Source organism: Streptomyces sp. NPDC058665 (assembly GCF_042714995.1).
Taxonomy (GTDB): Bacteria; Actinomycetota; Actinomycetes; order Streptomycetales; family Streptomycetaceae; genus Streptomyces.
In genome coordinates this window covers 10,042-23,384 of sequence record NZ_JBHXRX010000024.1, presented here as the reverse complement: position 1 = coordinate 23,384, position 13,343 = coordinate 10,042, and the positions used below count along the sequence as shown (strand labels likewise).

The 13,343-nt window shown below is 68.7% G+C and carries 12 protein-coding genes; 4 read left to right on the top strand and 8 right to left on the bottom strand.

Features of this window, described 5'->3' with window-relative positions:
• Window positions 1-22: 22 nt before the first annotated feature.
• The 4 genes from ACFWV8_RS17540 to ACFWV8_RS17525 all read right to left on the bottom strand — a co-directional run bounded on the left by ACFWV8_RS17540 (window position 23) and on the right by ACFWV8_RS17525 (window position 3,069).
• Entirely contained in the window at window positions 23-1,084 is a 1,062-nt protein-coding gene (locus ACFWV8_RS17540) for a ParB/RepB/Spo0J family partition protein (protein WP_384202412.1), read from the bottom strand.
• The gene (locus ACFWV8_RS17535) at window positions 1,081-2,229 is read right to left on the bottom strand and encodes a ParA family protein (RefSeq protein ID WP_384202409.1); all 1,149 of its coding nucleotides are present in this window, start codon (window positions 2,227-2,229) and stop codon (window positions 1,081-1,083) included. The genes ACFWV8_RS17540 and ACFWV8_RS17535 overlap by 4 nt, the downstream gene beginning before the upstream one ends.
• A 132-nt stretch (window positions 2,230-2,361) precedes the next feature.
• Window positions 2,362-2,652, bottom strand: a complete 291-nt coding sequence (locus ACFWV8_RS17530; protein WP_384202406.1) for a hypothetical protein — start codon at window positions 2,650-2,652, stop codon at window positions 2,362-2,364.
• A 219-nt stretch (window positions 2,653-2,871) separates the two neighbouring features.
• Window positions 2,872-3,069 carry a hypothetical protein gene (locus ACFWV8_RS17525; RefSeq protein WP_384202403.1) on the bottom strand — a complete coding sequence of 66 codons (198 nt, stop codon included), beginning with the start codon at window positions 3,067-3,069 and terminating at the stop codon, window positions 2,872-2,874.
• Window positions 3,070-3,286: 217 nt separating this feature from the next.
• Here ACFWV8_RS17525 and mobF point away from each other — a divergent pair, with 217 nt between their 5' ends.
• Complete coding sequence (mobF, locus tag ACFWV8_RS17520; RefSeq protein WP_384202714.1) at window positions 3,287-5,047, top strand: MobF family relaxase; 1,761 nt, start codon at window positions 3,287-3,289, stop codon at window positions 5,045-5,047.
• On the top strand, window positions 5,044-5,397 hold the full coding sequence (locus ACFWV8_RS17515; RefSeq protein ID WP_384202400.1) for a hypothetical protein: 354 nt from the start codon (window positions 5,044-5,046) through the stop codon (window positions 5,395-5,397). The genes mobF and ACFWV8_RS17515 overlap by 4 nt, the downstream gene beginning before the upstream one ends.
• 1,084 nt (window positions 5,398-6,481) lie before the next feature.
• Here the strand turns inward: ACFWV8_RS17515 and ACFWV8_RS17510 are convergent.
• The 4 genes from ACFWV8_RS17510 to ACFWV8_RS17495 all read right to left on the bottom strand — a co-directional run bounded on the left by ACFWV8_RS17510 (window position 6,482) and on the right by ACFWV8_RS17495 (window position 10,817).
• Window positions 6,482-7,396 carry a Ku protein gene (locus tag ACFWV8_RS17510; RefSeq protein WP_384202397.1) on the bottom strand — a complete coding sequence of 305 codons (915 nt, stop codon included), beginning with the start codon at window positions 7,394-7,396 and terminating at the stop codon, window positions 6,482-6,484.
• A gap of 117 nt (window positions 7,397-7,513) precedes the next feature.
• Window positions 7,514-7,897, bottom strand: coding sequence for a hypothetical protein (locus ACFWV8_RS17505; RefSeq protein WP_384202394.1), 384 nt, complete (start codon window positions 7,895-7,897; stop codon window positions 7,514-7,516).
• A 97-nt stretch (window positions 7,898-7,994) separates the two neighbouring features.
• Window positions 7,995-8,549, bottom strand: coding sequence for a DUF6233 domain-containing protein (locus ACFWV8_RS17500; protein ID WP_384202391.1), 555 nt, complete (start codon window positions 8,547-8,549; stop codon window positions 7,995-7,997).
• Window positions 8,550-8,876: 327 nt separating this feature from the next.
• Window positions 8,877-10,817 (bottom strand): pentapeptide repeat-containing protein, encoded by a 1,941-nt coding sequence (locus ACFWV8_RS17495; RefSeq protein WP_384202388.1) that lies wholly within the window; start codon window positions 10,815-10,817, stop codon window positions 8,877-8,879.
• A 644-nt stretch (window positions 10,818-11,461) separates the two neighbouring features.
• Between ACFWV8_RS17495 and ACFWV8_RS17490 the strand changes: the two genes are divergently transcribed.
• Both ACFWV8_RS17490 and ACFWV8_RS17485 read left to right on the top strand, forming a co-directional pair.
• Window positions 11,462-12,871 (top strand): replication-relaxation family protein, encoded by a 1,410-nt coding sequence (locus tag ACFWV8_RS17490; protein ID WP_384202385.1) that lies wholly within the window; start codon window positions 11,462-11,464, stop codon window positions 12,869-12,871.
• Between the two features lie 59 nt (window positions 12,872-12,930).
• Window positions 12,931-13,343 (top strand): hypothetical protein (locus ACFWV8_RS17485; RefSeq protein ID WP_384202382.1); only part of this gene is annotated, 413 nt, incomplete at its 3' end.

Here is a 13,343-nt window from a genome sequence, read left to right as displayed (position 1 = left end):
CTGATATCGGCACAGTAGATGACTAGTCGGCCTCGCCGAGCAGATCGATCAGCCGAGCCCGAGTCTCAGGGCCGCTGCTCGCCACAAGATCGGCGGCGAACCCCTCCGCTCCTCCGGCGAGCGCGATGTACCGGGCCAGGGCCTGGTGCCGCTGCTCGTGCTTCGTCAGATACGCGTAAGCGATGTCCATCGCGGCAGCGCCGTCGTGCCACGGCATCTTGTCCACGGGGTTCGAACCCGCTTCGGTACGGGGTTCGGGAACCGGAGTGATCGGCTCGGGAGAGGCCTCCGGTGCAGCGGAGGTATTAACGGCGTTAACGGTAGGGGTCTGCTGCGGCGCGCGCGCGGTCCGCTTGCGGGGGGTATTAACGGCGTTAACGGTTTTCTCGGCTTCAGCGGCCTGCTGAGCCTTGGGCATGCGGCCGATACGGCGGGCCGGCTCCACTTTCAGCTCGCCCGTCTCGACCTTCTCCTGCAGTTCGGGAGTGAGCTCCAGGAGCGCGAGCCGCTGCGAAACCCAGGCCGGTGTCTTCCCGAGCCGCTTGGCCACCTTCCCTTGTGATCCGTGAACGCCGACGAGGTCCTGGAGCGCCCGTGCCTGATCGATCGGGGGGACGTCCACGCGGTGGATGTTCGCGATGAGAGCTGATTCCAGCATGTCCTCAGCGCTGGCCGCGAGATCGTCGTTGACGTCGATCCTCAGTTCCGCCAGGCCCGCCTCGGTGGCGGCAGCCAGGCGCCGGTTGCCGTCGATGACGACGTACTCGGCTTCACCGATCTCCGCTGCCTGGCTCGGGTGCACGGCCAGGAAGGCTGCGCGGCGCACAACGGCGACGGGCTGGAGCTGCCCGCGTTCCTTCAACGAGGTGGCCGTCTCCGCCACATCGGTGAGTTCCTCGCGGGGGTTGAACGGGTTGTGCGCCAGGTGCTTCAGTGCGACCGCGGCCGGCGGGCGCTTTCCCTCGCCGTTGATGATCTGCTGTCGTGTACGGATACGGCGCGGTTGGGGTTTTTCGCCGCTCTGCCCGTCGTCGTTCATGTTGAAGCCGCGGGTGACGCGCTGGGGCTTCTTGGTCTCGCTCATACCGCAAGTTCCTTCGCCAGGTCGCGCATCGCGTGCGCGTGCTCGCTGTCCGGTGCGTACTCAAGCAGAGGGATCTCTCCGTCTGCGGCCTCGCGGCCTTCCTTCAGGTCGCCGATCACCGCCAGGACGGCGGGGGAGGTGCTGAGCTCCCACTGGTCCTTGTTCGCCTTGACGAGCTTGCCGCGGCGACTGTCGTACGCGTTGACGACCAGACCCAGGTAGTCGACCTGAATGCGGCCCTTCGCGCAGAGATCTTCTTTCTGTGATTTCAGGAGACGGAAGGCGCGGTGAGACGCCTTGTTGGCCCACACCGGGGTGATGAGACCCGAGCGGTCGGCGAGCTCACCGTCGCGGCGCCGTACGTAGTAGAGCGCCGTGTCCATGTTCAGGCCGAGGCTGGGAGGGCCGTCGATGAGGATGACGTCGTAGTCGCTCTCCAGCGGCTCCAAGGCCCGCTCGAGGGCGGCCTCGCTGAACGACACCTTCGACAGGGCGACATCGCGGAGGAAGGCATCGTCCGACGCCGGCAGCAGATGAAGCCGCTCACCGAAACGCTCCTGATCCAGCGCGACCAGCAGATCGTGGATGTCGCCCTTGGCGGTGCCGTCCATGTGCATGAGGAGCGTCTCGACGTCCTCTTCGTACATGACGTCCTCGAAACCGAGCTCTGCGGTGAGGTGGCCCTGCGGGTCATAGTCCACGATCAGGACCCGGTGGCCGCTTTCAGCGAGGGCCTGCGCCATGCCGCTGGTGATGAACGTCTTGCCGACCCCGCCCTTCTGATTGGCCACTATGACCCGCAGGACAGGCTGGGCGGTCAACGGGGCGCTGGGGGAGGGGTGTTTGTCGAGCCAGAGTGTCAACGCCTGGGCGAGGCCCTGTACGTAGGTGACGCCGCGCTCGCCGCAGGCGGCCTTGAACGCCTCCGGTTCTCCAGTCGGCAGGAACGTGCCCCAAGTCTTCGCCCCGTCGGTATCCACCTCCGGTACGTCCGAGGCGGAGTACCAGGCCTTGATGGCGCGTTCGGTCGCGTCCTGGATGTCCATGCCATGCTCGAACGCGCGGATCTTCAGATGGCGTCGCAACTTCGGTGTGAGCGAGGTGATTAGTTTCTCTCGATCACCACGCGGGCTTGGGATGCTCATGCGGCCGAACATTACTAGGTCGCCTGTGGGGTGGAACTCGACACGCGGCAGGGAAAGCCTGACGCGCAATCAAGCGGGAGAACACACGAGGCGACGGGGCGTAGTACAGCGGGGCACGCCGCACCGGTCGAATCAGGGGCCGGTGAGGATGTCGTGGGTACCGATACGGCGCCAGACGATGTGCTGCGTACCGCGGACTATCTCCGGCCCGTAGGACCAAGTCGCCCGGCCGTTCCCGTCCCAGGTGAGTTCGTAGACGCCGGGCGCGCGCCGGACGCCTTTCACGCGTAGGCCGGCGCGGAAGCGTCCGGTGCGCAGGTCGTCGACGAAGGCCGCCACGGTCTGGCGGAAGCGGCGGCGCTGTTCGGAGGTGAGGCGGTCCAGGTCGGTGGTGAAGCGGGGCAGAGCCTCATACGTGGGCACGGCGAACTCCTCCAGGACGCACGTCGCCCCCGGCCGGTGGCCGGGGGCGGAAATGGCTGGTCGTGTTGAAGGGCGTCGGTGACGCGGTGCTCTCAGCGGTGGTGGGTGGTCGGGGATGTGGTGCGCTGGTGTGCGCTCAGTGACGGTGGAGTCGGTTGGCGGACGTTTTCGTGGCGGGTGGTGCTCGTGTGGTTGGCGCGCAGCATTCGCACGGCACGGTCAGCTCTCGTAGAGGGCGCGCATCGCGTCGAAGAACTCCTGGGGGCGGGCGGCCTCGCAGACGTCGCAGTGATACCGGAGGAAGTCGGTGCGGGCCGGGTGGTCCTGTTGGGCGGAGCGGCCGATGCTGCGGAATTCGGGCCGCATCGGGCGCGAGCACAGCGGACACGGGTCTGTGTAGATCAGTTCGTTCAACATGCGGCGGACTGTGCACAGACCGGCGGCCTACCGTCTCGGGCTGGTGTGATGGCCCGCCTGGCGGGCGCTGCGGCAAGGAATCTGGTGATGGCCTCCCGCCCGGCGGGAAGCGCCCCGGATCATGCTTCTGTGCAGGTCATGGGCGGTGTTCTATGGCCCGATGCTCAGCGCGAAGAAGGTCGGCCCGGGTGGGTGGCGGTACTACTTCCGCAGCGTGATGGTCGGCGACGGCCACCGCCCTGCGGGCAAGGCGCTGCGCGCCGCCCAGGACGAGGCCGGTGTTCCGCCCGGCGTCTGGAAGGGGCGGGGACTTGCCGCGGTCGGCCTTGCCGCCGGGGACGTGGTGACCGAGCGGCAGGCTGAGCTGCTCCTGGGAGAAGGCCGGCACCCGGACGCCGACCGGATCGAGAGCGAGCTCCTGGCGCAGGGCAAGAGCCCGGCGAAGGCCCGGCGGGCGACCGTGCTGGGCAGGCCCATCGAGCACAACCAGTCTCCGGAGACCGAGGACGCCAAGGAGCGCTCGCCGTGGCTGGCCCTGGACTTGGTGTTCCGGGCGCCGTCGACCGCGCAGATCTCGTGGGCGCTCATGGATGACGAGCACCGCCTGGTGCTGGAGCTGTGCCAGGACATCGCCCGGGACAAGGCGCTGGCGTGGCTGGAGGACTCGGTCGCACAGATCCGCTGGGGAAGCGGCGGCAAGCACCGCAAGCCGATCCGGGACGGGCTGATCGTCGCGGTGTTCCGGCACTACGAGTCGAGAGCCGGACAGCCCCTGCTCCATGACCACGGCATGGTGTCGATCCGCGCCCGGCGGCCGGACGGAAAGTGGGGGAACCTGTCGGCGGACTCGATGCTGGAGAACATCGTCGCCGCCGACACCCTGTACCTCCTGTTCTTCATGGAGGAGGTGTCCGCCCGGCTCGGGTGGGCGTGGGAGCCACGCGAGGTGACACCCGGCCGCCGCCCCGTCATGGAGATCGCGGGCATAGATCAGCGGCTCATCTGCTGGCAGTCCACACGCCGCCAGCAGATCGAGGAGGCACTGTTCGTCCTCACCGCCGAGTACGTGGAAGAGCACGGGCACACGCCGGGAGAGCGGGCCGCCTACGGGCTGGCCTGCCGGGCCGCCGACCGCACGCGCCCGCCCAAGCGCAAGGAGCCGCGGCCGCTGTCCAAGCTGCGCGAGCAATGGCGGGAGTCGGCCATCGCCTCGGTCGGCGCCGACGTCATCGACCGGCTGGCGCAACGGGCGCGAGCGGCGGCCGCCGCGGTGTGGGCGCGAGTGCGGCCGGTGGTCGACGTCGCCCTGGCCGCCGTCGACGTCGTCGCCGTGGTGTACGTGATGCGCGGGACGTTCAAGCGCCACCATCTGCTCGCCGAAGCGCGCCGCTACCTCTCCTACGTCCTGCGCGGCCGACCCCACCAGCCGGGCCTGGACGAGACGATCGTGCAGACCGTCGTCGACGACTACACCCGCCCCGTCGGCCGGGGCTGGAAGATGACCGCCGATCTGCACGCCCTGTACCCGCGCGACACCGACCACCAGGCCGTGCTGCGCCCGCTGACCCGCCACCGGACGCTTCCTCCCTACGCGCGGGCACGGCTCGCCGCCGGCGCGTTGAAGGCCCGGGTTCACGCGGCGCGCCGTGCGGAGCGCCTGGGCTCCCGTGCCCGCCCGCACACCGTCGCCGTGCCCGGCACCTGGAGGTCCGGCCCGCGGCTCTCGCGTACAGACCGGAAGGCCGGCCGCGCCCAGGAGCAGCAGCAGGGGACCGATGTTGCCGCGCTGGAGCAGACCCGCGTCACGATCGAGGCCGCGGCCCAGATGGCCGTCAGGCTCCAGGACGGCGTCCGGGAGCGCGCCGCAGCCCGTGTCGTCCGGCCGCGGCCCGCCCCGGCGGCACCCGCACCGTCACACACCCCGCCGCCCGGCGTGCAGCAGACGCCTGACCCCACACCCGCTGGAGGAGTCGCATGACCACACCGGAGGATCCCGAGATCCCGGGGTTGAAGGACGCCCTCGCCCGAGCCCGCGCGGCCAGTGAGGAGATAGCCGCCGCGCACGATGAGGACCAGGAGCCCGAGCCCGATGAGCCCGCGGGCTGGCAGCCGATCTGGAAGCGGCCCCGGACACCGAAGTCGAAAGCGGACAAGAAGAAGGAGCTGCGCGATCAGCGGGAGCGGCTCCAGGACGCCGCCAAGCGCCGCCTCGCGGCCAGGGAGTCGCGCCGGCCCCGCTCCCGGCAGAGCCGGATCAGCAGCGCGGCCGCGCGCCGCGATGCCCGCGCCCTGTCCCGGGTGCGGCACTCCAACGCCTGGCTGTGGTGACGACGTTGAGGATCGTCCACTGTCCGCGAATCGCGGACAGTGTGGTGGGGGTGGCATTCTGCCTGGTACGGCGAGGACGGACGACGCGGATCGCGAGCAGATGGTGCTGGGCGCTGAGAGGTGGGGCGGCTGGCACGGTCACGAGGGTGAAGTCCGGCTGCCGGGCGTGGAGTTCGCGTGAGATCTTATTCCGTACGATCATGGGTCATGACCGTCTCGCGTCGGCCTCTTGGCCGCGGCCCTCAGAATCAGGCTCCCTCCGAACCTCAACCCCAGGGAGAGCCAGTGCGGCGGGTCAGCGCGACAGAGGCTGACCTTGATGCCGTCTCGTTCTACCGGCCAGGCGGCATGGAGTCGGTGCAGCAGCTGCGTGCCCGGGGCGTCATCGGTTCCGGACGACAGACGCGGACCGGAGACCAGGCCCAGGGCGGCACACCTGCTGGCCCCGGTCCGGAGGAAGCCGCCGCCACGCCAGCGCCCCGTGGACGTCACGCCCGCCGCTGACCCAGCCCTTCGTCGATGCCCTGAGCGAGCTGGTCCAGGCGCAGGCCGACACCACCGGCTTCGTCGTTCTGCACCGTTGGGCGGAGAGATCCTGGAGCGGCACTTCCCGCCGGAGCTTCCCGATCCCGACCGCACCACCCAGTAGCCGGCACCCGGGCACTGCGCGGGTGGGGGCGCAGGAGTTCCGCCTGGCAGGCGGAGTCGACCGCGGACCGGCCGACCGATCCGGACGCCCGGGGTTGCACGGATCGGTCACACCGTGGACGTGCGGTTTGGCCGATGGGTGCGACCGGATCGGTCCCACAGCCGGTCACCGGTCACGACCGCGGACATGTGACCGGTCACGCGTGCCGGGCAAGCCCAAGGGGACCCTGGGCAAGCTCATCGTGCGGCAGGCTTGCCCAGCCCGGAGCCCGGACACGCCCCGCACAGAGGCCTGCCAGGGCGTCCCACAGTCGCGTACGTCGCGTTCGCCGTGGTGGTGGTCAGCGGAGATCGCCCCCCTACGGGCGCATCGGCCCGGCGCCGGACCGACCAGAGGGAAGACGGCGCCCTGGACTGAAACGTCGTCAGCGAGTTGTTACGCCGTGCGGGGCTTGCGGCCGGACGACGACTTCTTCGCCGACGTCTTCTTGGCAGGGGCCTTCTTCGCCGTCTTCTTCGCGGTGGTCTTCTTGCGGGTCGGCATGGCGTGGACGGTGGCGTCCTCGCCGGTCTCGCCGCGGGATTCCCTGGCTTGCTGGACGGACTGCTCCAACGCGGACATCAGGTCCACCACGCGGCCTGGCTTCGGCTCGGTCTTCGGGACGGCCGGGGTCTTGCCCTCGGCTTTCGCCTCGATCAGGGCTTCGAGCGCTTCCCGGTACTCGTCATGGAACTGGTTCAGGTCGGCCAGTTCCATGCTCTCGATGAGCAGCAGGGCGCGTTCGACTTCGTCCTCGTCCAGGTCGACCGCCTTGGGTACCAGCTCTGACGGGTCACGGATCTCATCGGGCCAGTGCATTTGGTGCAACGTGAGCGCGCGCTCCCGGATCGACAGGACCCCGAGCCGCTCCCGCCCCCGGAGCGCGTACTTGGCGATGGCGACCTTGTCCGAGCGCTCCAGCGCTCTTCTCAGAAGCGTGTACGGCTTCGCCGCGACTTCGCCGGCCGCCTCCAGGTAGTACGACTGACCGAGCCGCACCGGGTCGATCTCCTCGCGCGGCACGAACGCAACCACGTCGATTGCTTTTGCGGTGGGCAACGGCATGTCCGCCAGCTCGTCGTCGGTGATCGGCACGACGTCGTCCTTGGCCAGTTCGAAGCCCTTGCCGATCTCCGACGACGTGACCTCCTGCCCGTCCAGCTCGCACACCTTCCGGTTCCGGACCAGGCCCATATCCGCAAGATGGACCCGTCGGAAGTGCACGTCACGGTCCTCCGAGGCAGCCACCAGCCGCACAGAAATGGTGACCAGGCCGAAGCTGATGGCGCCGGACCAGATGGCAGACGGCATGCGAACCTCCAGGACCGGACGACGGCCGGGCCGCCGGAAGGGAGAACAGGACGGGCGTACCCCGATCCTCACCCCGTCCCGCTCGCCACGCACCACGAGCCGGAAATGGACCGGTCGTCAGGCGCTGCGCAGTGCTTCTTCGTCCATGTCCGTATCGGCGAGCGACGGGCCCGGGTCGTGGATGTGCTTGAGCGCCATCCGGGCCTCGACGACGGTGCCGGTCTCCAGCGTCTTCCAGTACGGGTGTGCGGAGACGGTGGTGGAGAGCGCCAGGACCTCGCCGCGTAGCCGGGCCTCGTCCGCCTTCTGCTGTCCGGTGTATCCGGGGCTGTCGGGCTTTCCGGTGCGGTAGTCGGTGTAGGGCTGCTTGTCTCCCTCCCAGCCGGGCGCCGGGTCAACGGACCAGGGGAGGGACTGGCACAACGCGCGGTAGGCGGCGCGGGTCTGGTGGAGACGCAGCTGTGCGTCACGGAGGTCGTCGGGGAAGTCGTAGGCAGCCACGACCGAAATGGTATGCGCGTTCGAATGAAAGAAGGTGTGCGACACACGGAGCCGCTGCGCACACGGCCGGTGCTGCCCGCCCCTGCGGGGCGGGCAGCTACTCGCCGTCGGCCAGCGCCTTGTGTGCGCCGCACACGTCGCAGGCTTGGGCGATGGGATCGGTTCGGACCATGTGGCGTGCCTGTGCTGCGGTGAGGGTGCCGCCCGTAGGACCTTTGATGGCCCAGCAGCCGGGGGCATGGAAACGTACTCCCGGCCCTCGTCCGTCCGGGTCGCCCGGTGCGGCCCGGAGGCGCTCGCCGATCCACGCTTCCGGGCTGCCGGCGGAAGGCTCGGCGTCGGGCTGCGGGGCGGGAGCTCCGGTCGCGCGCAGGGCTGGCACCGCGTCGTAGGAGGCGCCGGGTACGGGCCGCACGTACTCGCCGGGTACCTCGATCTCGATGAGATCCTCGCCCAGGTCCTGACCGGTGCTGGCGGCACGAGAGCTCCAGCCGCGGAGTGCCACCCGGTAGACCCAGGTGCCGTCACCGGCCTGCCAGCGGCGGACCAGACGCCCGGTGACACGGCCGTCCGGAAGCAGCACCCGCACCTGCGGCAGAGCGCCGGCGGGAGTGTCGCGGTGCGCGTCCTGTCCGCGCGACGACTGAGCCATCCCTCCATCATCGGACATGCGTTCGATTTAAACAAAGGGTGTCCGAGAGTCTGGTGACACCCCAGTGAGACTGAGCGCTCCATTTAGCGGGTGAGCGCGTTAGTTGGCGGGCGCTAGTGGTGCAGTTGGCGGCAGGGTAACGGCAACGGTGCCCGCAGTTGCTCCTCTACTCGGACGGGTTCGCGGTGGGGGTTGGTCCTGAGGGTGTGTCGTCCGGCTGGCGTCTGGACGGCGGATTCCCCAGGCGTGGTCAGCGGGCGCACCGGTCGCTTTAGCTTTCGGTGGCTCCGGCGTTGTTGTGCGGTCCCTGGCTGTAGGCGCGCTGGGTCAGCGTTTGACGCGGCTGCGGACGGCAAGGATCGCCAGGCCCAGGAGGACGGGCTCGGTCACGCGGGACACCATCTCAATGTAGGTGCCGGTGGTGGTCAGGTCCTGGCCGGAGGAGCGGAACACCACCGAGGTGAGCGTTATGTTCAGGGCCTTCTCGAAGCGCAAGCCGGTGAACCTATTCCCCGTGGGGTTCTGGGGATCGGTCTTGTCGATCTCGAAGGTGACCTTGCCTCCGCCGGACGGGACAGTGCGGGTAGCTTCCTGTTTCGCGGCATTTTGGGGGAGTCCGAAGCCCATCAGCAGGACGATGGTGGCGAGCATGGCGGCAGCGAGCCAGGCCAGCGCCCGGGAAGCGCGCATGCCGTAGCCGGAAAGCGCCCAGTAGGCAGTCAGAAGACTCCGCTCGCTTCGGGGGATGTCGTCGGCGTGGCGGCGCATCTCCATCTCCCCGTAGTAGAAATCGGCTGCCCCGGGCTCGTGCTTGCCGTCCTCGAAGGCTTTGCGAAGCGCGCGGTACACCGGCGCCAGTTGCAACGGCCCGACGCGCCCGGCGCCGAGCACGGCCACGTTCCAGCCGGGGACGGCCCCTGGTTGGCTCGCGCGCCAGTGGTGTTCTTCGGCGAGGGTGCGGCGTTGGGTGAACCGGATCGGGCGCCAGCCCCGCCAATGCATTGCGGGCGGGACCGTGTTGAAGACGCACGCGCCCTCCAGCCGTATCTGGTCCAGGTGCACGGTCCCGGTGAACAGGCATCCAGACAGATCGACGTCGGCGAGGACCAGATGGGCCGCGTCCACCCCACGCAGCGAGGCGATCCGCACTCTGGCGTCGACCACGCCGATCAAAGCCTGCTCGCTCACCTGCTGTCCGTTGGAGCGCACGAAAGGCGCAGCCTCCGCGGCCACCGTGAGGGGGTACTCGAAAACAGCGTGGGCGAGGTCAACTGTGGCGTAGCGCAGACGCAGCTCAGCCGTTGAAGACCAGCGGGTCCGCCGGCATTCCAAACGGCGCGTAGCGAACGCGAGGGTTACCGGGCCCCTGAACACCGCCCCCGACAGTGCCACTCGCCCAGAACACACCAACGGCCCAAGGCGGGCCGACCGTTCGAAGATCGCCTCCTCGAACCCGGCATCCCCCTGGAAGCTGGTCGCCTCGAACTCGATGACATTTTGGAAGGTTGTCGACCTGAACCCGGCATGCTGCTCGAAGGTAGCTAACCGGAATTCGGCGTCGCCCTCGAAGGTCGCTGCTTCGAATCCGGTGCGGCCCTGGAAGGTCGCGCTCTCAAACCTTGTCTTGCCCTCGAAGATCGCCGACCTGAACCAAGCGTCTCCCTCGAAAGTAGCTGACCTGAATCTGGCGTCTCCCTCGAAGGTCGCCGACCTGAACCAGGCTGCGTTCTCGAAGGTCGCTGACTTGAACCAAGCGTCACCCCTGAAGGCCGCCGACCTGAACCCGGCGGGACCTACGAAGGTTGCGCCCCTGAACTCGGCGGCGCGCTGAAAGATCGCCGACTCGAACCGGGCGTCTCCCTCGAAGATCGCTGACCCGAAGACGGCAGTGCCTTGGAAGACCGCCGACCTGAACTTGGCGTAGCTCTGGAAGGTCGCCCCCCTGAAGTCGGCGTTGCCCTGGAAGGTCGCCGACTGGAAGTCGGCCTTTCCTAGGCGGGGGTGTCCGGTGGTGCCCTCACGGAGGGCATTGAAGAGGGCGGTGAGAAGGGACGTGGTGAACGTAGTGCCGCGGTGGTCGATGTCGGTGCCGGGGGTCAGACCGGCAAGGTGGACGTCGCGATCGATGTCGGCCAGATGGGCGAGGCACGCGGTGTGGCCGGGTACGTGGATGCCACGGCAGCCGACGGAGTCATCCGCACCGGTGCCCTGCCCACAGTGCGGCCAGTCAGGCGGAGTCGGGGACGGTTCCGCGCTCGGAGGTGGCATACCCCAAGGACGATCGAGCACAGCCGGGTGGTTGCAGACCCGGCCTCCCCAGACAGCCGCCCTGAGATTTTCGCTGCGGCAGTGAATGTGCCGACTGCAATGGATCATGCGCCACTGAATCTTCCGTGCGGTCCGACACCCGCGAAGTGAGCGCTCCAATTGGCGAGTCCCGCCAGATAGAGCGCTCAGTCACACCCAGAAGCCGCCCGAGCCCTCACGTTTCTCCTTGACCGCGTCCGATGCGGGGCGCAGTCAGATCGCGGCCAAGGGGGCGACAGCCAGCCTTCTCTTCGCACTCCCCTCCACAAGGGCGGGGACCGTCGAAGGGAGACGACGATGACGGCCACACGTCCTGCCGCCCGCCGCACCAGTGGCCGCACGGGGCCGGCTTGGGTTCCTGTTGTGGGCGCTTGGGGGGCTCCTTGGGGACCCACTTGGGTGCCCGGCCGCCCCAGCATGACAAAACCCCTGGTTAAAGCCTGTTTCTGCCCGTGGTCGGGGCCGTCACAACTCTCTTATCTCCTCTATGGAGAGGAAAAGGTGAGCGGCAGATTGTTAGTGGCGGAAGAGAACATCGGGTTCAACGACCCGGCGGGGCGCGGCTGTCCGGGCTTGGGCGGCCGTAAGCGAGAGGGGCGGGGCTGATGGCGGGCAGGCGCAAGGAGAATGAGGCCGGATCGTCGAACAAGCTGCGCGGTGATGTGCTGCGCGTGCTCGGTGTGCTGAAGGTCGCCACTGCGGATCAGATCCAGCGGATCTGCTCGCCGCATCTGACTTACCGTCACACCGACAAGGACACGCCCTCGGAGCGGAAGACGGCCCGTACCGCGTCGCACGGCGGGGCGCTGTCGGATCTGCGCGCGCACGGCCTGGCGGAGGACGGCGGGAAAACCAGTACCGGCGAGACGCTGCGCAACCTCACCGCCAAGGGCCTCGAGGCCGCCGCCTACGCCCTCGGACGCCCCGAGCGGGAGATGGGCTCTGCCGCGCGCGGCGCGGGCGCCACCGGGGCCGCGCACCCGATGTCGGTGAATGAGACGGTGATCGCGCTGCTGCGGCCGAAGCCGGACCTGGCCCTGCTCACCGATGAGCCGGCCGAAGCGCGTGCCGCCGCCCAGGCCGCCGTGGAGGCACCGGCGGGTGTGGGCACGATCGACTCGTTCGCGACCGAGGTGGTGCTGCCCTTCGCCGGGACGTGGACCACCCCAGGGCGGGCCGCAGTTCACGCCGACATCGTGCTCACCGCCCCGGAGGACGGGATACCGCTGCTGTTCATCGAGGTCGACAACTGCCACGAGAGCCCGCAGAAGATCGCCGCCAAGTTCCACGGCTACCAAAGGTTCTTCCAGCGCACGGTCAAGGACACCGACGGACACCAGCGGCCGATGTGGCGCACCCGCTGGTGGACACCGGAGCACTGGCACGGAGACGAGGAGCCGCACCCGCCGGTCCTGCTGGTGTTCAACCGCATCGGCAAACGCAACCCCGACCTCGTCATGCGCAAGGTCGCCGAACTCACCAGCCATATCTGGCAGGGCCAGGCCCACCGGGCCGGCCACCACACCTACGACGGGTCCATCCCGATCGTCGCCACCGGACTGAACCTGCTGCGCGAGCACGGCCCGGCCGGACTCGCCTTCCAGCGGATCGGCCGGCCCGACTTCCAGAGCCTGACGGACGCGATCGGCAACCCCCGCAGGGAAGCTGCCGTGGCCCGCGCCCGCGCGGCCGAAGCACGGGCAGAAGCGCAGAGGACAGCTGGGCGCGAGGCACGACGGCCCTCCTGCGCCGACTGCGAGGTCGCGTTCACCGACGAACGCTGGCACGAGAGCGAACTCACCGGCTGGGGCAAGGACGACTATCCGCACCTGTGCGCTGCATGCAAACGCCAGGCCGTCACGGCCGACGAACTTGAACACGAACAGCAGCGGGCCCGGGAAGTGGACTCCGAAGAGGCCCGCGCCCTGGAGGAGCTCCACCGGCAGGCGGACCAGGAAGCCGAAGCCCACCGGAAAGCACGCCGGTTCCCGTTCCCCTGGCGCCCTCACCCCTGACTCACCGCGACATACGGCCGATATGACAAGCGATCAAACTAGCTGCGCACCTCGACTCCGTGAGCGACCCTCTGGAGATGGGAAACGCGAAGAAGAAGCCGGTCACGTTCATCAACACTCTGCCGGTATCAGAATCGATCATGGACACCGTCCGGAAGGCGATAGGGGCGGGAGCACTTGGTCAACAGGCGTCTCAGAACGTGTGGGCGCTCAACGCTGGAATCGGCGTTGCTTCAGGCGCGTCGGTTCTCCGCGCGGCCGGTGCGTATCGGAGTCCCTTGGCCGACTTTGAGGTTCCCGGCGTCATCGCCTTCAAGCAGGACCTCTTTGCGTCCGTCGTCGGCGTTGCTTCAGGCGCGTCGGTTCTCCGCGCCGCTGGTGCGTATCGGAGTCCCTTGGCCGACTTTGAGGTTCCCGGCGTCATCGCCTTCAAGCAGGACCTCTTTGCGTCCGTCGTCGGCGTTGCTTCAGG